This is a genomic window from Vibrio sp. Y58_MX_L22 (genome assembly GCF_024181865.1).
GTDB classification, from domain to species: Bacteria; Pseudomonadota; Gammaproteobacteria; order Enterobacterales; family Vibrionaceae; genus Vibrio; species Vibrio alginolyticus.
Genome location: NZ_JAMZAN010000003.1, coordinates 78235 through 100754, shown reverse-complemented (window position 1 = coordinate 100754; position 22520 = coordinate 78235). Strand labels below are relative to the sequence as shown.

19 protein-coding genes are annotated in these 22520 nt (G+C 46.7%); 11 read left to right on the top strand and 8 right to left on the bottom strand.

The window, feature by feature from the left end; translation table 11 throughout:
- Positions 1-56 precede the first annotated feature (56 nt).
- Positions 57-1490, top strand: coding sequence for a PLP-dependent aminotransferase family protein (locus NL626_RS08285; RefSeq protein WP_301338844.1), 1434 nt, complete (start codon positions 57-59; stop codon positions 1488-1490).
- 9 nt (positions 1491-1499) lie between these two features.
- Here the strand turns inward: NL626_RS08285 and NL626_RS08280 are convergent, their stop codons facing one another.
- Entirely contained in the window at positions 1500-2048 is a 549-nt protein-coding gene (locus NL626_RS08280; RefSeq protein ID WP_253657219.1) for a sugar O-acetyltransferase, read from the bottom strand.
- Between the two features lie 333 nt (positions 2049-2381).
- Here NL626_RS08280 and NL626_RS08275 point away from each other — a divergent pair, with 333 nt between their 5' ends.
- Positions 2382-3248: a mechanosensitive ion channel family protein gene (locus tag NL626_RS08275; RefSeq protein WP_253657218.1), complete on the top strand. Its 867-nt coding sequence runs from the start codon at positions 2382-2384 to the stop codon at positions 3246-3248.
- Between the two features lie 98 nt (positions 3249-3346).
- On the opposite strand, the gene NL626_RS08270 is transcribed toward NL626_RS08275, so the two are convergent.
- The 7 genes from NL626_RS08270 to NL626_RS08240 form a co-directional block, all read right to left on the bottom strand.
- Positions 3347-3667 (bottom strand): DUF1840 domain-containing protein, encoded by a 321-nt coding sequence (locus NL626_RS08270; protein WP_005373256.1) that lies wholly within the window; start codon positions 3665-3667, stop codon positions 3347-3349.
- A 175-nt stretch (positions 3668-3842) separates the two neighbouring features.
- Complete coding sequence (locus NL626_RS08265; protein WP_253657217.1) at positions 3843-4745, bottom strand: hydroxymethylglutaryl-CoA lyase; 903 nt, start codon at positions 4743-4745, stop codon at positions 3843-3845.
- A complete protein-coding gene (locus NL626_RS08260; protein WP_253657216.1) occupies positions 4726-6774 on the bottom strand; it encodes an acetyl/propionyl/methylcrotonyl-CoA carboxylase subunit alpha in 2049 nt (682 codons plus the stop codon). The genes NL626_RS08265 and NL626_RS08260 overlap by 20 nt, the downstream gene beginning before the upstream one ends.
- Positions 6767-7549 (bottom strand): enoyl-CoA hydratase-related protein, encoded by a 783-nt coding sequence (locus NL626_RS08255; protein WP_213899175.1) that lies wholly within the window; start codon positions 7547-7549, stop codon positions 6767-6769. Before NL626_RS08255 ends, NL626_RS08260 begins: the two co-directional genes overlap by 8 nt.
- 104 nt (positions 7550-7653) lie before the next feature.
- Complete coding sequence (locus NL626_RS08250; RefSeq protein ID WP_213965457.1) at positions 7654-9261, bottom strand: carboxyl transferase domain-containing protein; 1608 nt, start codon at positions 9259-9261, stop codon at positions 7654-7656.
- Between the two features lie 114 nt (positions 9262-9375).
- Positions 9376-10545 (bottom strand): isovaleryl-CoA dehydrogenase, encoded by a 1170-nt coding sequence (locus NL626_RS08245; protein WP_005373245.1) that lies wholly within the window; start codon positions 10543-10545, stop codon positions 9376-9378.
- A gap of 45 nt (positions 10546-10590) precedes the next feature.
- Complete coding sequence (locus NL626_RS08240) at positions 10591-10977, bottom strand: MerR family DNA-binding transcriptional regulator (protein ID WP_005373242.1); 387 nt, start codon at positions 10975-10977, stop codon at positions 10591-10593.
- A 209-nt stretch (positions 10978-11186) separates the two neighbouring features.
- Between NL626_RS08240 and NL626_RS08235 the strand changes: the two genes are divergently transcribed.
- The 9 genes from NL626_RS08235 (at position 11187) to betI (ending at position 22519) form a co-directional block, all read left to right on the top strand.
- The gene (locus tag NL626_RS08235; RefSeq protein WP_046264876.1) at positions 11187-12365 is read left to right on the top strand and encodes a thiolase family protein; all 1179 of its coding nucleotides are present in this window, start codon (positions 11187-11189) and stop codon (positions 12363-12365) included.
- Between the two features lie 70 nt (positions 12366-12435).
- The gene (locus tag NL626_RS08230) at positions 12436-13929 is read left to right on the top strand and encodes a CoA-acylating methylmalonate-semialdehyde dehydrogenase (protein ID WP_253657215.1); all 1494 of its coding nucleotides are present in this window, start codon (positions 12436-12438) and stop codon (positions 13927-13929) included.
- A 95-nt stretch (positions 13930-14024) separates the two neighbouring features.
- Positions 14025-15179 carry an acyl-CoA dehydrogenase family protein gene (locus NL626_RS08225; RefSeq protein ID WP_005373226.1) on the top strand — a complete coding sequence of 385 codons (1155 nt, stop codon included), beginning with the start codon at positions 14025-14027 and terminating at the stop codon, positions 15177-15179.
- A 49-nt stretch (positions 15180-15228) separates the two neighbouring features.
- Positions 15229-16005, top strand: coding sequence for an enoyl-CoA hydratase (locus tag NL626_RS08220; RefSeq protein ID WP_239932186.1), 777 nt, complete (start codon positions 15229-15231; stop codon positions 16003-16005).
- Between the two features lie 10 nt (positions 16006-16015).
- On the top strand, positions 16016-17146 hold the full coding sequence (locus NL626_RS08215; protein ID WP_253657214.1) for an enoyl-CoA hydratase/isomerase family protein: 1131 nt from the start codon (positions 16016-16018) through the stop codon (positions 17144-17146).
- A 19-nt stretch (positions 17147-17165) separates the two neighbouring features.
- On the top strand, positions 17166-18062 hold the full coding sequence (gene mmsB / locus NL626_RS08210; protein WP_253657213.1) for a 3-hydroxyisobutyrate dehydrogenase: 897 nt from the start codon (positions 17166-17168) through the stop codon (positions 18060-18062).
- A 9-nt stretch (positions 18063-18071) separates the two neighbouring features.
- Entirely contained in the window at positions 18072-18830 is a 759-nt protein-coding gene (locus NL626_RS08205; RefSeq protein ID WP_033906450.1) for an SDR family oxidoreductase, read from the top strand.
- 435 nt (positions 18831-19265) lie between these two features.
- Positions 19266-21314 carry a tetratricopeptide repeat-containing diguanylate cyclase gene (locus tag NL626_RS08200; protein WP_253657212.1) on the top strand — a complete coding sequence of 683 codons (2049 nt, stop codon included), beginning with the start codon at positions 19266-19268 and terminating at the stop codon, positions 21312-21314.
- Between the two features lie 605 nt (positions 21315-21919).
- Positions 21920-22519 carry a transcriptional regulator BetI gene (betI, locus tag NL626_RS08195; protein WP_017820329.1) on the top strand — a complete coding sequence of 200 codons (600 nt, stop codon included), beginning with the start codon at positions 21920-21922 and terminating at the stop codon, positions 22517-22519.
- Position 22520: the final 1 nt, after the last annotated feature.

Here is a 22520-nt window from a genome sequence, read left to right as displayed (position 1 = left end):
ACTATAAACCTATAACAGATTAAATATTGAAGTGTTATTATTTTGAATTCGGCTTTATGGAAGGGGATTTGCGTTTGGCGAAGTATCAAGAGTTAGTGGAACAGCTTAAAAGGCAGATAAAATCGGGGATATGGCATCCGGGTGACAAGCTGCCTTCGCTGCGTCGCCAATCTGAACACTCGGGTTTGAGCTTGATGACGGTGTTGCACGCGTATCAAATTCTGGAATCTCAAGGCTGGGTCACGTCACAGCCGCGCTCTGGTTATCGAGTCGCGCCCAATATTAAGAGTTCAAGTGAACCCCAAGCGCCAGCAGCAGTTTCGTGGACAGAGCAGGTAGACATCAATGAGTTTATCTTTGATGTTCTGCAGGCGAGCAAAAATCCATCCATGATCAATTTTGGCTTTGCCTATCCAGACCCAAGTTTGTATCCACGCTATCACGTGAATCGGGCGATGAGCGCAGCCGCTCGCAATATGCCGATTTCCACCACCTTTGATAACTTACCGCCGGGAAACGAACAATTACGCACCATCATCGCGAAGCGTTATGCTGCGAAAGGCATTGAAATTTCACCCGATGAAATTGTCATTACGGCAGGCGCGCTGGAGGCGTTAACGCTCAGTTTGCAAGCCTGCACAAGACCGGGAGATTGGGTGGTTGTGGAGTCGCCTGCATTTTATGGTGCTTTGCAATCCTTAGAGCGGTTAGGCTTGAAAGCGCTCTCAGTAAGAACAGACCCAGTCACGGGCATTGACCTAGACTCATTGGAACGAGCGCTGCAAACACACGATGTGAAAGCATGTTGGCTGATGTCGAACTTCCAAAATCCTCTGGGTTTTACGCTCACCAACGAGAAAAAACAAAAGCTGATTGAGCTGACACAGCGATATAACGTGCCAGTGATTGAAGATGATGTGTACAGCGAACTGCATGCCGAGAATGACTCGGTTTACCCACTAAGAATGTTTGATGACACGGGCAATACCATGTTGTGCTCCTCGTTTTCAAAATCATTAATCGCAGGGCTACGTATTGGTTGGGTTGCGGCGGGAAAGCGGGCGCTAGAGGTACAAAAGTTACAGCTAATGAGTACATTAGCGACGAGTGCACCAGTGCAAATGACATTGGTGCATTATTTAACAAGCCGCAATTATGAATTGCATTTGAAGCAGTTACGGAAAAAGCTGTTTGAACGCAAAAGTAAGATGACGGGTCTGCTCAGTGAGCTGTTACCTGAAGCAGTCAACGTGTTAAGCCAAAGCGGCGGGTACTTTATTTGGTTAGAGCTCCCCAAGCATATTGATGCCTTGCCAATATATCGAGAAGCACTAAAAGGTAATATCAGCATCGCACCGGGAAAGATGTTCAGCCTGACAGAACAATACGATCACTGTATTCGTCTTAACGCTTCTTTTGAGCTCAATGACAAATACGTTCATGCTCTCATTCTGCTTGCCAATATTATTCGCGACCATTTGGCGAAATAGCGACTTTCTTCAGTTTTTTGGTTTAATGGAGCGCGCCGGATTTCCGACAACTCGATCGCCCGGCACAACGTCTTTGGTTACGACAGAGCCAGCGCCAACGATGGCCTGGTCGCCAATGGTCACGCCTGGCAGTATGATAGCGCCCCCACCAATCCAAACGTTATTACCGATTTTTACCGGTTTGGCGATCTCATCTCCGGCTAAGCGTCTTTGTGTATCGAGTGAATGAGCGGCTGTGTAAATTTGCACTCTAGGCCCAATCATGACGTTCGCGCCAACCTCAACCTGTCCATTGTCCAGAATAATGGCATCCCAGTTGATGTAGGTGTTTTCTCCGATGGACAAGTGACAACCGTAGGTAAGTTGAAGCGGTGGCTCTATACAGGCGCTGTTTTTTAATTGGACGCCCATTTCCGCCAATAGTTGTCTACGGATATCTGGGTTTGGCTCGTAGTTAAATTGGAAGACAAGCTGCGCAGTTTTGGCGCGCATTAGCTTTAGTTCTTCATCCAGACAATTATAGGTTTCTCCAGAGCGCATCCGAGTCAGTTCTGACATAACAATCATTCCATCAATGTTATTCGCAATAAGGTGCATAATAATTGAAGGTGATTCGAAGTGAAAATTTGATGCTTAAAAATCAGAAAGTTGTCACTGATTTGCCTTGCGTATTCAGTTGGTTGATTGGCTCGTTTAGTACACAAAGACGTAGTCCCTAAATGGCTTAATCGGTTGAAGCCAAAGTGGCAAACCACTCGAAGCGTTTTACGTAGATTACAATATAGTTAATAAGAAGAACTTAATTGAGCCGCTGCGCTATCGATTGATCCAAAAATTTATGACTTATGCGCTCTGGCTTGCTGGCAACGATGAATCAAGAGTGAGCACTTTATGTTCGAACGGGTCATTTCATTTTTAGAAACAACACTGTTTACCTTTAACGAACAACCTATCACGTTGTGGGCGATATTGATGGTGCCGACATGGGGGATTGTCGCTTTATGGTTGTCCAAAATTTTAATCAAAACCGTTACGTCAAGAATGTCCTCATCGGGGAAAGATCCAAACGTTATTCATTTGGTTAAACGGATATTATTTGTCATCGCTCTCGCCATTATTTTTATGACCACACTTTCGATGATCAATGTGCCAATTACCGCGTTTGCCTTTCTGTCTGGTGCCATCGCTATCGGCTTCGGTTTTGGTGCGCAAAACATCATTAACAACTTCATAAGTGGCTGGATTTTGATTGGTGAAAAGCCAATCCGAATTGGGGACTTTTTAGAGGTTGAGGGCGCCAAAGGCACTGTCGAGCAAATAAATACACGTTCAACGCGAATCAGGCGAACCGATGGCGTTCACATGCTCATTCCCAACAGTCAATTGATTGAGAACGTGGTGATCAACTGGACGTTATGCGACAGATTAGTTCGTGGCTCGGTCGTTGTCGGTGTCGCGTATGGGAGCGATGTCAAACAGGTTGCTGCCTTAATGGCGGAAGTGACTTCGCAGCAAGCGCAAGTTCTGAGTTCGCCAGCGCCAGATGTGTTTTTTCAAGACTTTGGTGACAATGCTTTGATCTTCGAATCTTATTTTTGGATTAACTCAACGGTTGAGGGCGGTATTCGCTCGGTCGCAAGTGCCATGCGTTTTGAAATCTACGAAGCTTTCGAAAAGCACGGCATTGAAATCGCGTTTCCACAACGAGATGTGCACATTGATGGGCAAATCAAGTTGTCTAGGGAGAGAAACGGATAGGGCGATAAGCGGTATTGGTGTTCTTATCTTGGTGTCGAGTAACCATAGCGAGGCGGTCACAACACGGATTCACCTCGCTAGAAACCAGTTTGAAGGCGTTATTGGTTGTCCCACATGACTTCGCATTCTTCTTTGATTGCTGATTTTAGCAACTCAATCAGTGGAAAAGCTCTGCGTCCTAGGCTTACCGCGGGCTCTGCTTGTTCTTCCTCTTCGTCTACATCAGTAGGGAGGTTTTCTTCAGCTGCATTTTTCGCCGATAGAGCAGAAGTTAATCTTGATAGCGCGTCAGGAACATCTTGAGCGGAAATTGATCCCGGCACAGTGCCGCTGTGACCCATCATTTTGAGCATATCTAATGCAATATCACCAAACATTGTGACGTTTGAGTGGCTTCGACAACGAAATGTTATGAGCATTTACCTGATCCTGTTTTATATGTTCGCTTTGAAACTAAATTGTAGCTGAAATCAGGCACTAATTAATGTGATGAAGACCGTTGAGCGTTAAGGTTTTTATGAGTAACAATAAAAAACGGGCACGTACGTCTGCATGCCCGTTTAAATACATTATTTGATTATGATGGTTGATGATTTACAAGCTATACGGATCGCCTAGAGCCAATGCGACCCTAGAAGCTGGAGGTTTTCCTAACGCACGGCAAATTTGCCAACCCGCTTCATTGATGACGCTAAGGTCAACGCCCGTTTCAATCCCAAGTTGCTCACACAGATAAAGTACATCTTCCGTTGCAACATTGCCACTGGCACCTTTCGCGTAAGGGCAGCCGCCCAAACCAGCAACCGCACTATCAATGGTGTTGATGCCCATTAACAAGGCTTGGTAAATATTGGCTAAAGCTTGCCCATAAGTGTCATGAAAATGTACTGCGAGCGCGTCTTTTGGCAGTAGCGTTAACAACGAATCCAGCATGGCGATAACGCGATTAGGCGTTGCTTTACCGACAGTATCACCGAGCGAAATCTCATAACATCCCATATCAAACAACGTATTGGCGACCTTGGTAGTTTGCTCTGGCTTGATTACTCCCTCATATGGGCACACCATGGTACAAGACAAGTACCCGCGTACAGGAATGTTATGCTGGTTCGCCAATTCGATAACGGGTTCAAAACGGGCAAGGCTCTCCGCAATGTTGCAGTTGATGTTCTTCTGGCTGAACGTTTCTGAAGCGGAGCCAAACACCGCAATTCGTTTTACACCGCTTTCCAGCGCACGTTCTAACCCTGCGAGATTTGGTGTGAGCGCGCTATAAACCACGTCAGGCTTTTTTGAGATACCAGCGAACACCTGATCGGAATCGGCCATTTGAGGCACCCACCTTGGAGAGACGAAAGATCCCGCCTCAATATGCTTTAAGCCACTGCTGCTTAGTTGGTTAATCAAACGGATTTTATCAACCAGCGTCACTGACGTTTCATTTTGCAGACCATCACGAGCGCCGACTTCGACGATATTAACCTTCGCTGGTAGCATATTCGCGCTCCTTATCTTCACTGACGTTATCCGATATCAAAGCCAAATTCAGCAGGATGGAACCGTGCTGTACTTGGTCCCCGTGCTGATAAAACAATTCGTCGACTTTTGCTGCTACCGGAGCCGTGATGGTGTATTCCATTTTCATTGCTTCGAGTACCAAAAGCGGATCGCCCGCCGCCACTTCGTCACCTTTAGCCACCATAACTGCTGAAATTATGCCGTTGAGTGGTGCGGTTGGACTTAGTTCATCATCTACATCTTTTGCAGAGTCAAAGTTAGGTTGATGAGCGAACGTGCGCTGCTGACCAAGATAAAATAGTGTTGTCTTTTGTTCGTTGCTAAGTGCATTAAAGGTGTAACGCACATTATCAATATCGACGATAAACTGGTTGTCACTTTCAAGCAGGATGACCTGATGCAACTCCTCACCGCATCGGACAGTGAAGTGAGATCCTGTATCTTGCGATGATTGTTGCAAACGTGCCTGATGGTTGGCATTGGCATCCGTGAAGTTAAATCGGTAAACGTTGTCAACTGACAGTCTAAAACCTCGTTTGGTTGGCGCGGGTAACGTTGAGCTGTCTGATTTTGAAATGAGATCATTCCAACGAGCAACCGCCGCCAATGTAAGCCAGATTGAATCCGACACGTCTTGCTGCTCATTTATGCCTTGTTGATGTGTTACGAGGAAACCTGTATCGAGCTCAATCTCGGCAAAGGCTGGCTGCGAAATAATACTGTGCAGATAACCAATGTTTGTCGTTACTCCACGTACGTGATATTGAGTTAACGCCTGCTTAATCTGCTTTAGAGCGATATCACGAGTTTGCCCCCAGACGATCAGTTTGCTGATCATTGGATCGTAATATTCGCTGATGCTATCGCCTTGGGTAACACCACTATCAACGCGTACGCACGCTAGGCGCACACTACTGTCTGATACGGGTTCTTTTAAGTAGTCAATGCGGCCAGTCGACGGCATAAAGTCATTGTCTGTATCTTCTGCGTAAATTCGCAGCTCAATTGAATGACCGTTGTGGGTGATTTCAGATTGCGAAATAGGTAAATGCTCGCCAGCTGCGACTTTTAATTGCCACTCCACCAAATCAACGCCGGTGATCAATTCAGTAACAGGGTGTTCAACTTGCAGACGAGTATTCATTTCCATGAAGTAAAACTCACCGCGGCTATCGAGCAAGAACTCCACCGTGCCCGCGCCAACATAGTCGATCGCTTGAGCGGCCTGAACCGCAGCTTCACCCATTTGTTTACGCAGTTCATCACTAAGACCGGGAGCTGGTGCTTCTTCGACTACTTTTTGGTGACGGCGTTGAATGGAGCAATCGCGATCAGAAAGATAGACACAGTTGCCATGTTGGTCAGCAAATACCTGAACTTCAACGTGGCGAGGCTGCAATATACATTTTTCGATTAGAAGCTGCTTATCGCCAAAGCTTGAAAGTGCTTCACGCTGCGCACCGTCGATGGCCAGAGGCATTTCGGCTGCGCTATTGACCACTCGCATGCCTTTACCGCCGCCCCCTTGGGTTGCTTTAAGCATCACTGGGTAACCGATTTTTTCAGCTTCCGCTAATAAGTGCTCTACGCTGTTGTCTGTGCCGTGATAGCCGGGAACCAAGGGCACGTTCGCCTCTGACATGATTGCCTTGGCTTGAGATTTAGAACCCATTGCCTCAATTGCGCTGGTGGAAGGGCCAATAAAGGCGATGCCATTTTCGCTGCACGTTTTCGCCAGTTTCGGGTTCTCGGAAAGAAAACCATACCCAGGGTGGATAGCATCGGCTTGCCATTTTTTCGCAGCACCGATAATCGCATCGATATCGAGATACGATTCACTCGCCGGAGCGGGGCCAATGAATTCAGCGAAATCCGCTTGTTTAACATGTAAGCTGCTGCGATCCGCTTCGGAATAGACGGCAACCGTCTCTATAGCCATGCTTTTTGCGGTTTTAATGATTCGGCAGGCAATTTCACCGCGGTTTGCGATCAGTATTCTTTTAAACATGATTCCTCCAATTGGCGGCGCGCTTTTCAAAAAATGCAGCTAGTCCTTCTTGTCCTTCACTGGACACGCGAGCGGTTGCAATAGCTTGGCTGGTGTATTCAATTAATGAATGATCGATAGGTTGGTTATCACAGCGTAAACAAAGTGCTTTTGCAGCCTGCATGGCTTGTGGACCGTTGTTGAGCAGGTGATCAATGGTGCGATTGACGGCTTCACGTGGTTGAGAGTCTATCTGATGAAGAATACTCATCGATAGTGCGGTTTCGGCATCAATCAGTTCCGCGGTTAAAAAGTAGCGTCGGCTTTGTCGTTGTCCAATCGCTCGAATGACGTAGGGTCCGATTGTCGCGGGTAACAAACCGAGTTTCACTTCACTCAAACAGAAGCGGCTTTCAGGTGTACCGATAGCGATATCGCAGCAGCAGATAAGCCCAAGTGCGCCGCCAAATGCAGCGCCATGCACCATAGCAATGGTTGGTTTGCTAAAGGTATCCAGTTTGTGCAAGAGCAACGCTAACTGCTGTGCATCTTGCAGGTTTTCCCCCTCGGTTTTGGTGGCCATTGACTGCATCCAGCCAAGATCCGCACCCGCAGAAAAGTGTTTACCTTGCGCCGTTAGTACCAATGCACGTAGAGAGTTGTCTCTCTCAAGTTTTTCCAAGGTGTCGATAAGTGAAGCAATTAATTCATCATTAAACGCGTTGTGTTTCTCTGGTCGATTGAGGCTCAACCAAGCAACGCCATTGCTGTCTTTTTCAAGCAGTAGTCCGGTCATGTGACTTCCTTTGTCTGACATTTCAGTCTGTATTTCAATGCTCGCTAACCATTACTTTTTAAACATCGGTATTCGCGAGGAGTTAAGGTTTGCCTTGCATCCGGCTACATGCGGAAGATGCCAAATTTACTGTCTGGTATTGGCGCATTAAGCGCAGCAGACAGAGCAATGCCGACAACATCACGGGTTTTCGCAGGGTCAATAATGCCGTCGTCCCACAGGCGTGCACTGGCGTAGTATGCATGGCTTTGAGTCTGATATTGCTCCGCAATTGGACGTTTGAACGCTTCTTCTTCCTCTACGCTCCAGCTTTCACCTTTGCGAGTTTTGATATCGCGGGTCACTTGCGCCATCACGCCAGCCGCTTGCTCTCCACCCATGACGGAGATGCGCGCGTTTGGCCACATCCACATCATGGTTGGATCATAAGCGCGGCCACACATGCCGTAGTTTCCTGCGCCATACGATCCACCAATAACCACGGTAAACTTCGGCACGTCTGCACACGCAACAGCAGTTACCATTTTCGCACCATGTTTGGCGATGCCTTCGGCTTCGTACTTCTGACCGACCATAAAGCCCGTGATGTTCTGCAAGAAGAGCAGAGGAATTTTGCGTTGTGCGCACAGCTCAATAAAATGCGCGCCTTTTTGTGCTGATTCCGAAAATAGAATGCCGTTGTTAGCGACAATGCCAATCGGCATACCGTGAATATGGGCAAAGCCACAGACCAAGGTTTCGCCGAACAAGGCTTTAAATTCATCGAACTGGGAATCATCAACAATTCGGGCAATGACCTCTTTAACATCAAACGGCTTTTTAAGATCGGTTCCGACGATGCCGTACAGCTCTTGGGCAGGAAAACGTGGTTCCTGAGGTGCTTTTTGCTTGAGTTGAACGGGTTTCAAGTGGTTGATTTGTGAAACCGCTTGTCTTGCCAACTCTAACGCGTGGTGATCATTTTCTGCGTAATAGTCCGCCACACCAGAGGTGCGACAGTGAACGTCTGCGCCACCAAGATCTTCCGCGCTGACTTCTTCACCTGTCGCTGCTTTTACAAGAGGTGGACCTGCCAAGAAAATCGTACCTTGTTCTTTGACTATGATGGAAACATCACACATCGCAGGAACATAAGCGCCGCCAGCGGTACATAGCCCCATGACCACAGCGATTTGCGGGATACCCTTGGCTGACATTCGGGCTTGGTTATAGAAAATACGACCGAAGTGGTCTTTGTCTGGGAAGACCTCATCTTGGCGGGGTAGGTTAGCGCCGCCAGAATCGACTAAGTAAACACACGGCAGTTGGCATTTTTTTGCAATTTCTTGTGCGCGTAAGTGTTTTTTCACCGTAAGTGGGTAGTAACTGCCGCCTTTTACCGTCACGTCATTGGCGACGATCATGCACTCGGTGCCGTCAATTACGCCAACACCCGCTACTACGCCCGCGCATGGAACGTAATCTGGATACACATCCCAACCCGCGAACTGGCCAATTTCTAAGAAGGATGAACCGGGATCGAGGAGGGCAAGAATGCGCTCACGTACCGGAAGTTTGCCTTTCTTCTGCTGATGCTCGCGGGCTTTCTCACCACCACCATCTTCTATTTGGGCAGTCACGGTATAAAGTTGATCTACAAGTGACGCCATAGAGCGGTAGTTTTCCTGATACTGCTCTGAGTGGGTATTAATATTGGTCGTCAAACAAGCCATAAATAGCCGATCTCCATTCGGTAGACGGGTGACACCACCCGCCTTTATCTATGTTGAATAAGATTTAGGTTGAATAAGGAATTTATTTAGATTCAGAACGCCTAGGTATGTTGATTAGGCGCTTTCGTTAAACAATTCGCGACCAATAAGCATGCGGCGAATTTCTGAAGTGCCCGCACCGATTTCATACAGCTTGGCATCTCGCAACAAACGGCCCGTATCAAACTCGTTGATGTAGCCGTTACCGCCAAGTAGTTGAATCGCATCCAGTGCCATCTTGGTTGCCAGCTCTGCGCTGTAGAGGATCGCGCCAGCAGAATCTTTACGTGTGGTTTCACCACGATCACAAGCGGCAGCGACGGCGTAAACATACGCTTTAGCGGCATTCATTTGTGTGTACATATCCGCGATTTTTGCTTGAACTAGCTGGAATTCACCGATGGATTTACCGAACTGTTTACGGTCGTGAATGTAAGGCACAACGATATCCATACACGCCTGCATGATGCCAAGTGGGCCGCCTGCAAGCACCACACGCTCGTAGTCGAGGCCGCTCATCAATACTTTCACGCCTTGGTTTTCTTCGCCGAGAATGTTTTCCGCAGGGACTTCGCAGTTTTGGAAGACCAGCTCACACGTATTCGAGCCGCGCATACCCAACTTGTCGAGTTTTTGTGCTTGAGTAAATCCAGGGAATCCGCGTTCCACAATAAATGCCGTGATGCCTTTGGAGTGCTGGCTTGGGTCGGTTTTTGCGTAGACAACATAGGTGTGTGCATCAGGGCCGTTGGTGATCCACATTTTGTTGCCGTTTAGCAGGAAAATATCGCCTTTACGTTCGGCTTTAAGCTGCATAGAGACCACATCAGAGCCGGCGCCGGGTTCACTCATAGCAAGGGCGCCGATATGTTCACCGGAGATGAGCTTAGGTAGGTATTTCTCTTTTTGCGCTTGTGTGCCGTTACGGTGGATTTGGTTGACGCAAAGGTTGGAGTGGGCGCCGTAACTTAACGCAACCGAAGCGGATGCTCGGCTGATTTCTTCCATAGCGATAACGTGGGCGAGATAGCCCATGCCTGCACCACCAAACTCTTCGCTGGTGGTCACACCTAAAAGACCCATGTCACCTAATTTGGACCAAAGATGGTTTGGAAAGTCGTTAGTTTGGTCGATAGATTGCGCTAGCGGCGCAATTTCTCTTGCAGCAAAACTATTGATTTGCTCGCGAAGCAAATCGGTATTTTCGTCATAAACAAAGTTCAGGGAAGAGTAGGTAGATTTCATTGCGTGTCCTTGCCTTTACGTCACCTACATCCCAGAGTTGAGGTGTTAGGTGACTTTTTCGCCTTTCATGGATCTCAGTGTGTTTTGGCATCGCAACTGCGCAGCATTTAACTCCATCATTACCGCTTGAATGTCGTTTGCTTGCTGTTGCAATGCTGCCTTCTTCTCTTCGATCAACCGAATCATATAGTTCAACTGCTCAGTACTTTGATCGGTATCGTAGAGTTCAAATAACTCTTTGATATCTGCAAGAGAAAAGCCCAATCGCTTACCTCGCAAAATCAGTTTTAGTCGAATTCGATCACGACCATTGTAGATTCGAGTGTTGCCTTTACGTTCTGGAGTTAGGAGACCTAAATCTTCGTAGAAGCGAATGCTTCGAGTAGTAATGTCGAACTCTTTCGCGAGCTCGCTGATCTTAAATGTGTTCATTCCTTAACCTTACGACTTTCGTATAACATTTACATGAATATACAATTCGTTAACGTTAAAGTAAACAAACAACATCCACTCTTGAGCCTTGATATCACTCGCATTTACTCGAAATCAAAGAATCACTCGAACAAACAATAATCTCAAACTTGACGTTAACGTAAATGTTAGTATAGTTATGACGTAAACGTCAACAAAAGGTTAATGGAATGAAAAATGAAACATGGATTGTTGCCGCTAAGCGAACGCCTATCGGCTCTTTTCAAGGTGCATTAGCTTCAACAGATGTCACGGAACTCGGTGCGAAAGCCATTCAAGGGGCGCTAGCCGAAAGCCAACTCGATGTGCACAAAATAGACGAAGTGTTGATGGGGTGCGTTTTACCCGCCGGTGTGGGGCAAGCGCCTGCAAGACAAGCAAGCCTTAAAGCTGAAATGCCACAATCGATTGGTTGTACGACACTGAACAAAGTTTGTGGATCGGGTATGAAAACCGTGATGCTGGCATATGACCTTATTCAATCTGGTAATGCGCATGCTGTCATCGCTGGTGGCATGGAAAACATGTCGTCTTCTCCTTATCTATTAAAGAAAGCGCGTGATGGTTTCCGTTTAGGTCACGAGCAAGTGCTTGATCACATGTTTTATGACGGTTTGCAGGATGCCTACCAAGGCGAGCTGATGGGTGTCTTTGCAGAACAGACGGCGCAAAAGTATCAGTTCAGCCGTGAAAGTATGGATGCCTGGGCGCAGCAGTCGGTGACTCGTGCGCAGCAAGCAATCGAGCAAGGTTTGTTCAAAGAAGAGATCGTGCCTGTTAACGTAAAAAGTCGGCGCGGCGAAACCTTGGTTGTAGATGATGAGCAACCGAGCAAACTCGACGTCACTAAAATTCCTACCTTACGCCCTGCGTTTGCCAAAGATGGCGGCGTAACCGCAGCAAACTCTAGTTCCATTTCGGATGGTGCGTCGGCAATGATCTTAGTCGATAGTGAGTTTGGTCGTCAGGAAAACCTTCAGCCTCTAGCCAAAATTGTCGCGTACAGCACGCATGCAAGACAGCCTGATGAGTTCACCATCGCACCAGTCTTCGCGATTGAATCGCTGCTGGAAAAAACGGGCTGGGACAAATCAGACGTGGACCTTTGGGAAATCAATGAAGCTTTTGCTGTCGTGACTCAATACGCGGTGAAAGCTCTCGAACTGGACGAGAGCAAAGTGAACCCTCGCGGAGGGGCGTGTGCGCTGGGGCATCCAATAGGCGCAAGTGGCAATCGAATCCTTGTCACTTTGATTCATGCGCTAAAACAAACTGGTGGTAAGCGTGGCGTTGCATCGCTTTGTATTGGCGGCGGCGAAGCTACCGCTATCGCGATTGAAATCTGCTAAATCACTCTCAACAAAGTTTCACTTACATAACAGTAGTCAGTAACAAGCTGAAAAATACAAGGATGTCATCATGACAGAACAAGTAAAGCAGTATATCGGTGGTGAATTTGCCATCTCCGATTCAAAACAATGGCTAGATGTAACCAACCCGGCAACCAACGAAGTGATTGCACAAGTACCTTGTGCCACGGAATCGGAAATGAATGCGGCGATTGCCAGCGCAACAGAAACGTTCAAACGCTGGAAAGAAGTTGCAGCGCCGGAGCGTGCTAGATTGATGTTGCGCTACCAACATCTGTTAAAAGAGCAACACGATGAGTTGGCGATACTGCTTTCAAGTGAGACAGGCAAAACCCTCGCGGATGCAAAGGGTGACATTTGGCGTGGGATTGAAGTCGTAGAACAAGCGGCGAACATTTGTAGCTCAATGATGGGCGAAACGGTTGAGAACGTCGCGACCAATATTGATGGTTACTCTTACATTCAACCGCTCGGCGTTTGTGCTGGCATTACACCGTTTAACTTCCCTGCGATGATTCCATTGTGGATGTTCCCGATGGCGATCGCTTGTGGCAACACCTTTGTTTTGAAGCCGTCAGAGCAAGTGCCACTAACGGCAATGAAACTGGCGGAGCTGTTTGAACAAGCTGGCGCACCAAAAGGCGTATTGCAAGTTGTTCACGGGACCAAAGAGCAAGTCGACCGCATTCTGACTGATCCAGCTGTTCGTGCGATCTCTTTTGTTGGCTCTGTGCCCGTTGGTGAGTACATCTACAAAACAGGTACAGACAACCTGAAACGCGTGCAGTCATTTGCAGGTGCTAAGAACCACATGGTCATCATGCCGGATGCAAACAAACAGCAAGTCATCAATAACCTAGTTGGCGCGTCAGTTGGTGCAGCAGGCCAACGCTGTATGGCGATTTCGGTTGCCGTATTTGTCGGCGAAACCAAAGAATGGATTCCAGAGCTTAAAGAGGCGTTAGCTCAGGTTCAGCCTGGCGCGTGGGATGATGAAACCGCCGGTTATGGTCCACTGATTAGCCCTCAAGCGAAGCAGCGAGTGGTGAATCTGATTAATGAAGGCAAAGCGTCAGGCGCGAATTGTGTTCTGGACGGGACAGACTGCCAAGTACCTGGCTTCCCGAACGGTAACTGGGTGGGGCCAACACTGTTTACTAACGTGACCACAGACATGTCGATTTATCAGGAAGAAATTTTCGGGCCTGTACTGTTAACTATGGAAGTGGATGACCTAGATGAAGCGATTGAACTGATCAATGCAAACCGCTTTGGTAATGGTACGTCTATTTTCACGGCGAACGGCGCTGCCGCGAGAAAGTATCAACACAATATCGAAGTAGGTAACGTAGGAATCAACGTACCGATTCCGGTGCCATTGCCGTTCTTTTCGTTTACTGGGTGGAAAGGCAGCTTCTACGGCGACCTGCATGCTTACGGTAAACAAGCGGTTCGCTTCTACACCGAGACGAAAACTGTCACCGCGCGTTGGTTTGAAGATGACATTCCAAGCGGTCCAAACATGACTATTCAACTTAGCTAATTACTGGATTAGCGACACCTCTAGCCAAGCCCTTCATCCTTTTAGAGGGCTTGGCTCGGATACAAATGCAACGAATTAGACCTTAGGACTTCAAGATGGATTTTGAATTAAACGAAGATCAACTCGCGTTTGCCGAAGTAGCAAAGCAGTTTGCAGACCAAATGTTAGCGCCGCACGCGGCCGAGTGGGATGAAAACCATCACTTCCCTAAAGATGTACTGCGTCAGGCGGGTGAGCTGGGCTTTTTGAGTATCTACACGCCACCAGAGCACGGTGGCTTGGGGTTATCTCGTTTGGATGCGGCGATCATTTTCGAGCAGTTGGCTATGGGTTGTACCGCGACTACTGCGTTTATGACCATTCACAACATGGCGACGTGGATGATCACCAGCTTTGCCAAAGCCGAAGTGGCGCAGCAATTTAGCGCGGATCTAATTTCGGGTGAAAAGCTCGCTTCCTACTGTTTAACCGAACCTAATGCCGGCTCTGACGCCGCTTCTCTAACGACTAGTGCAGTGCGTGACGGCGATGAGTTTGTCCTGAATGGCGCAAAAGTGTTTATCTCTGGTGCGGGTGATACGGACGTTCTTGTCGTGATGGCGCGTTCGTGCGGCGAAGGAGCGGGTGGCGTTTCTGCATTCGTTGTTCCTGCTGATTGCGAAGGCATTAGCTACGGTAAAAAAGAAGCCAAAATGGGTTGGAACTGCCAGCCAACTCGCATGATTACCTTCGAAAATGTCCGCATTCCGGCTGACTATCTGTTGGGTGAAGAGGGAGAAGGCTTTAAGTTCGCCATGCTTGGCCTTGATGGTGGTCGAATCAATATCGCTACTTGTTCCGTCGGTACTGCGCAACAAGCACTGAACGAAGCCAAGCAATATATGAACGAACGCAAACAGTTCGGCCGTTCACTGGCGCAATTTCAAGCGTTGCAGTTCAAGCTTGCTGATATGGCGACTGAGCTGGTCGCTGCGCGTCAAATGGTGCGACTCGCTGCCGCTAAACTCGATGCCCAGCACGCAGAAAAAAGTGCGTACTGTGCCATGGCAAAACGCTTTGCTACTGATGTGGGCTTTAAAGTCTGCGATCAGGCGCTGCAAATTCACGGTGGCTATGGCTACATCAAAGAATATCCAGTCGAGCGCCATTTCCGAGACGTTCGTGTTCACCAAATTCTTGAAGGTACCAACGAAATCATGCGTCTGATCGTCGCAAGACGATTACTAACGGAAGGCGTTGAGCTGCTTTAATCAGCGAGACACAGCCTTACCCAAAGAAATTAAAAAGGACTGAAAGATTATGACGGCACAAATCAAATTAGAGCGCGAAGCGCATATTGCCAAGCTCACGATTAGTAATCCGCCAGCGAACACTTGGACACTTGAGTCTTTGAATCAGCTAAAAGAGTTGGCGATTGAACTTAGCAATGATCGCTCTATTTATGCGTTGGTTTTAACAGGCGAAGGCGAGAAGTTCTTTTCTGCTGGAGCAGATCTTAATAACTTTGCATCGGGTGATAAATCACAAGCAGCAGACATGGCGTTCGCATTTGGTGAAGCGTTTGAAGCGCTGTCTGCATTCGATGGGGTTTCTATCGCAGCGATTAATGGCTATGCGATGGGCGGCGGTCTGGAAGTGGCGATGGCGTGTGACATTCGTATCGCAGAAGAACAAGTACAAATGGCACTTCCTGAAGCATCGGTAGGTTTGTTGCCGTGTGCGGGAGGGACGCAAAACCTGACCGCGTTGGTAGGTGAAGGTTGGGCGAAGCGTATGATCCTGTGTGGCGAGCGTGTGACGGCCGAGCGAGCGGAAAAAATTGGTTTAGTCGAAGAGGTGGTGGCGAAAGGTCAAGCACTCGAAGCGGCTATGGAGCTAGCACAGCGTGTTGCGAGCCAATCACCGAAATCCATTTCTGCGTGCAAAACGCTCATTCAAGGTCGACGCAGCCAAACTCACGCGGCTGGATTGGTTTTAGAGCGTGAACTGTTTTTACAGCTGTTCAATACACAAGATCAGACTGAGGGTGTGAATGCGTTTTTGCAAAAGCGCAAGCCACAATGGACAAACAGCTAGCGGAGGCCAAATGACAGGTACAGTAAATGTTTCAAAGCTTAAGTGCGCTGATGGCTCTGTTATTGGTGTGCTGGAGCTTGATAATCCAGCTGCTCTCAACGCGTTGAGTTACGTGATGATTGAGAAGTTGTACAAACAGCTGAATGAATGGCAAACGGACGACAGCGTCGTCGCGGTATTCTTGCATGCTCAAGGTGAAAAAGCGTTTTGTGCTGGCGGAGATATTCAAGCGATCTACCGTGCACTTGAAAACAAAGAGCAAGATTTTGATTCTGCGTTTTCAGCGATGGAAACCTTCTTTGACCTCGAATATCGCTGTGATCATCTTATTCATACTTATCCAAAACCGATCATCGCGTGGGGACATGGTTATTTGATGGGCGGGGGAGTTGGCCTGTTTATGGGTGCCAGCCATCGCGTTGCAGAAACCACCACACGCTTTGCAATGCCAGAGATTAAAATTGGCCTTTACCCAGATGTAGGTGCGACGTACTTCCTAAACCAGTTGCCAAAACATTTGGCACTGTTCTTAAGTTTGACGGCTTGTCAAATTAACGCAACAGATATGAAAGCGTTGGGGTTAAGCCAATGGATTGCACAGCCAGAAAACAAGCAAGTGCTGCTGGATCTGCTGGCATCGGTAAGTTGGAAAGGTGAAGCGAACATCAACGAAAAAATCGCCACTACGCTGCGTTCGGTACACGTGGACGAGCCAACCGAAGGGATGTTGATGCCCTATGCGGAATTGATTGAGCAGTTATGTTCGGGTGACTTAGCGTCAATTGTTGATGCAATCAGCCGTGCTAACGTTGATAACAAGTGGTTCGTCAATGCGCAGAAGTCACTGAACTATGGCAGTCCGTTGTCGCTCAGTATCACTTATCAGCAGTTAACGCAGTATCAAAACCTCTCTTTGAAAGCGTGTTTTGATATGGAATTTAACCTAACACTACGTTGTGGCTTAGAAGGTGATTTTAGAGAAGGGGTTCGTGCGCTGATTATTGATAAAACCAATCAACCGACTTGGCAACATCGCACGGTTTCTGACATAACGCCACAAGTTTTGGAGCGCTTCTTCTCGCCAATTGACTCAGCAGAATACCCACTGACCGCATCGTCGGTAGCTATAGCGGCACTTTAGTACAAGGAAGAAATACGATATGGACAAAATTGCATTTATTGGCCTTGGTAACATGGGTGCGCCTATGGCTAAGAATCTACTCAAAGCGGGCTTGAACGTCGAAGTATTTGATTTGAACCCAAACGCAGTTGAGGAGTTGACCGCATTGGGCGCTTCAAGTGCCGATTCCGTTCAGCAGGCAGTACAAGGTGTTGACGTGGTTGTCACTATGCTGCCAGCGAGCCAACACGTTCAAAGCGTTTATCTTGGTCAAGATGGCATCTTAGATAGCGTCGAATCAGGTACCTTGCTGATTGATTCTTCCACCATCGATCCTACGACTGCTCGTTTGGTTGGCGAAAAAGCATCGCAACTTGGTATCAGTTTTGTTGATGCACCAGTATCTGGTGGCGTTGCGGGCGCAGCAGCAGGTACGTTAACTTTCATTGTTGGCGGCTCACAAGAGAACTTTGTTCAAGCCAAAGCGGTGCTTAGCCACATGGGTAAAAACATCTTCCATGCAGGCGATGCTGGAGCTGGTCAGGTGGCGAAGATCTGCAATAACATGATGTTGGGCATTTTGATGAGCGGCACCTGTGAAGCACTCAATTTAGGGATGGAAAACGGACTCGATCCCAAAGTGCTTTCCGACATCATGTTGCAAAGTTCAGGACGTAACTGGGCGCTAGAGCTTTATAACCCTTGTCCAGGTGTGATGGAAAATACGCCTGCAAGCAATGGTTATCAAGGCGGCTTTATGAGCCAGTTAATGGCTAAAGATCTGGGTCTTGCGATGGAAGCGGCGGTTGCCTGTCAAACCTCAACGCCAATGGGCAGCTTGGCTCGTAATCTGTTTAATTTTCACAACGGTCAGGGCAACGGGCAAAAAGATTTTTCAAGCTTGTTTGAGTTCTACCAAAAGCAAAATCAGGCCTAAGGAGCGCTTATGGAGTTAGCAAATAAGGTCATTGCGATCACGGGGGCAGGGCAGGGGCTGGGTAAACAAATGGCACTGTCACTGGCGGAAAATGGCGTTCATCTTGCGCTTATCGACCTCAATTCAGAGCAACTGGCTGAAACGAAAGCGGAATGTGAATCTCTCGGCGTTACCGCTCGTTTTTATGTGACGAACGTGACTGACGAACAGCAGGTATGCACTGCTTTTGAGCAAATTGAGGCAGATTTCAAGCAGCTCAATGGCGTTATCAATAACGCAGGTATTATGCGTGATGGTATGTTCATTAAAGTCAAAGATGGTCAGGTTAACACGATGTCGCTGGAACAATTTCAGTCTGTTCTAGATGTGAATGTAACAGGCACTTTCCTGTGTGGCCGTGAAGCGAGCAAGGTAATGCTGAACACCGATAGCAAAGGGGTTCTGATCAACATATCCAGCGTTGCGCGTGCCGGGAATATTGGTCAAACCAACTATTCAGCATCTAAAGCGGCGGTAGCCACCATGGCAACGGTGTGGGCGAAAGAGTTAGGGCGTTTCGGAATTCGCTCAGTGGCGATTGCTCCGGGTGTCATCAAAACTGCCATGACAGACCAAATAAAACCTGAAGCGATGGAACGTTTAATCGGAATGATTCCGGTTGGACGTTTAGGTTTGGCGGATGAAATTTCATCGACCATAAAATACGTGTTAACCAACGAATTCGTGACCGGACGAGTGTTCGAAGTCGATGGCGGAATGCGAATGTAACCCCCTCTGCAACATAAAAAAGGGGAGCGAGTTTGATTGTCCGCTTCCTTCCACTTTCTTCTTTCTTTTATTGCTTCTATCTGAAAAATGTATTGGATGCATGGTCGACTGCTATCTCATCGAACGGTATAAAAATTGATTCTATTTCTAATGTGAATGGTTAGTTCTATATTGCTTGTCATGTAAATGTATTAACTCACAACTAAGACGATCTTTTGTCTCACTAACGAGATCGTCATTCTTGGTGTGTAAAAAACACTCTTATTGGTCATATTGTAACCGAAAACTATTTCGGCATCTAAAGATGGTGATTTATTATTCAGCGCAAAATACATGGGAATATGAGGCTGACTGAATAACCTTCAGTTGTCTTAATAATAAATAATCAGAATTCTCAATTACACTGAAGTAACTACCCATTAGGGAAGAGCAATAATGTCACTATTTCATTCGCTTAGGACGATGCCGCTATTATTGGGGTGTCTGTGTTTTTCTGTTCAGGCCTCCACAGAAAAGGTGGAACAGGAAGGTAAGTTTTTACAGTCGTTAGAAGGCATCGAAAATCAAATTTACGCATTACCTCAGAGTTCTTTAGCTTTGATTGAAGCGTTAGAAGAAGAGTCTTTACTACAAAACCAACCAACAGCGCTGTTGGTGCGTTACTGGCTTGCCAAGGCCACGGTTTTAGAGCTGCTAGGGCGCGTAGAAGATAGTCAGAGTGTCGTTCAAAAAGGATTGGAGCTTGTACGTCCACAGAGCCATGAGTATCTCCTGTTTAAGTTGATTCAGATGCGAACTATGGTTGGAAAGAGCGATATCGATACCGCGCTTTCTGCGTTGGATAGCTTGTTGGAAACATCGCGTGAGAATGGTGATAAGCAACTTGAATCAGAAATCCTGTTGCTAAAAGGACGCTATTACGATGAGCAAGGTGAGTTTAAAAAATCCTATGCTGCACTTATGTCGTCCATGGATGCGGCTGAATCTTCAGGTGTTCACGGGCTGGTCGAACGTGCAGCACTAGAGCTAGGTGACGTACTTGTCAAAATTCAGGGTTACGACCGATCTGAGGCGCTTTTGGAACAAGCATATCGCTATTTTAGGGATAGGCGTATGTCGTTCAATGAGTTGTTGAGCGTTTTGACGATAGCGAAACTTCATAAAGCACAGTTCCAATACGAAGAGGCGATAGCGTCATATCAGCGAGCGTTAAAGCTGGCTCAAATTATCGGTGATGGACGCTTTAGATTTCGAGTTAACCTTGAACTTGCAGCTTTATATCGCGAGACGAAACAAGAAAAGAAGATGGTTAATCACTTGAAGCTGGCGGAGAATTTACAGTACAGAGAAACGTCTAGCGCGTATTTGGCAACATTTAAGTTGTTACAAGCCGAATATATGTTAGAGCAGCAGCAATTTGAAATACTTTTAGCGATGATCGCGCCAATGCTGCCGGAGACTATAGAGAGTCGATACGTCAAGCAACAGCAAATGGAGCTACTAAAAGTCGCCGCTATGGCCTATGCGGGAAGCAATGACTTTAAACTAGCATTCGAAACTTACGGTAACTATCACGATAAATTTATCCAATTTAGCAATCAAAGAGAAGTTGAAAATCTTGAGCGCCAGCAGACGTTATTTGAGTTGGAACGACTTGAATATGAGAACGAAGATCTCAACTGGAACAATGTTTTGCAGCGTATGGAGCTAGAAAATAACCGTCGTACTTTTTACTTATTGGGTGAAGCGCTACTTGCGCTCATCGGTGTTCTATTTTTGATGGCGGTAGTATTTCTCGTCGTCAATCGCTCGCGTTTGAGAATGCGTCGCCTCGCAAAGACAGACACATTGACAGGGTTGTTCAATCGCCGTTTTTTAGAGGACTGGTTCACTATGCCAGTAGAAGTGAGGCGTGAGCGAAAAGAGAAACCGGTACCTCAATCTAAGCAAGAAAAAATACAACACTTTGTTTTTGAGCAAGTCGAGCAAGTTAAGTACGGTTATCTAGCTTTAAATAAATGGGTAGATAGCAAACTCGATAAACAGAAAATGGTGCCAAATAAACCACAATCGGGGCCAGTAACTTTAGCGTTAATCGATGTGGATTATTTCAAGCAGGTAAATGATACCTATGGGCATGTGTTTGGAGATACCGTACTAACGGGCGTTGCCAAAGTGTTGGAGGAAACTGTACGTGAAAACGACATTGTTGCTCGCTTTGGTGGTGAAGAGTTTGTTGTTGTTATGCCCAATACAGACCATGAAAACGCCCTTATTACTGCCGAACGTTTACGTAGCGCTTTATCCCTACATGGCTTTGTTACGGAACAGAAAGAAGAAGTGAGAGTGACCTGTAGTTTTGGAGTCGTTACCACTGAAGATAATGAGATGAGCTTTAAATCACTTTGCGATCAGGCCGATAAATTGCTTTATCAAGCGAAAGCGAACGGACGCAACTGCGTGAAAGGTCGCTCGCTAGCGTAACAGAAATCAAGAGTTCAGGCTCATCGCACGATGAATCTGAACTTATCCCTCCCATTTACTTTGATAGCCAAGTGACTTTGAGATCCTTGCTTCGAATATAAAACGCTGAATCTAACATCTTAAAGTCACTTGGCGATATTACTTAAAAATGGCTTAAGGATATCGAATCGCATATTCATGGCGTTCAACATAACCTCTCTTTTTGCCTCCTTCACCTTCAAAGTGCGAATGCCAGTTGTGTCTACAAAACTATAACAAACTAGTGTGTCTATTCTTTGTACAAATAAACCGTGTACAGGTGAAATGATTAGTGGTCGATATAAATTTTTTGTGGCACAGATTTTTGTTGTTCAAAAATCAACTCGTTCATCATCGTTTTAAAAATAGAGAAAGAGTTAAGTGTTTGATTTTGTTTTTCTTGTTTGTTTGTTCTTAAACTGAAATCTAGTTATCCCGACAAGTTCTTACCGAGCGATTTTTCGTACACCCTCAACTTTTCATCCTTTTTTACTAACATTTTTCTTTAAAAATAATTTGAGTTCGAATTAATTTTCAGGCATTTTATATTTAACTAACCGTTCAATTAAAAATAACAGGGACGCAAAATGCCAAAGGTGGGGATGCCTGAAATCAGAAAACCGCAGCTTGTGAAAGCGACAATGTCAGTGATTGATAGAGTCGGTTTACACGCGGCGAGTATTTCGTTAATCAGCAAAGAAGCCGGTGTATCAACGGGGATTATCAACCACTATTTCGGTGGTAAGCACGGATTGCTGGAGGAAACGATGCGAGAAATCTTGCGTCAGCTTTCGTCCACTATCACACAGAAGTTACGTGAGCTGCCAAGTGATGCTCATCACCAAAGAATTAATGCAATCATTGACGGTAACTTTGTCGGCTATCAGGCAGAAAACCAAGTTGCTAAGACTTGGCTGGCGTTTTGGTCGTACTCAATGCATGACGAGCAGCTCAAGCGTTTACAGCGTGTCAACGAACGACGTCTATTGTCCCACCTAAGAAAAGAACTCAAAGCATTATTAAATGCAGAGCAGGCTGAATTGGTTGCTCATGGTATTGCATCACTTATTGATGGAATTTGGCTGCGCGGAACGCTCAACCCGCAAGGCATTGATGCAGAAAGAGCGAGAATCATCATCAACGATTATCTCGAAAAACAACTTACGTTTTATTCTGAAAAAATATAAA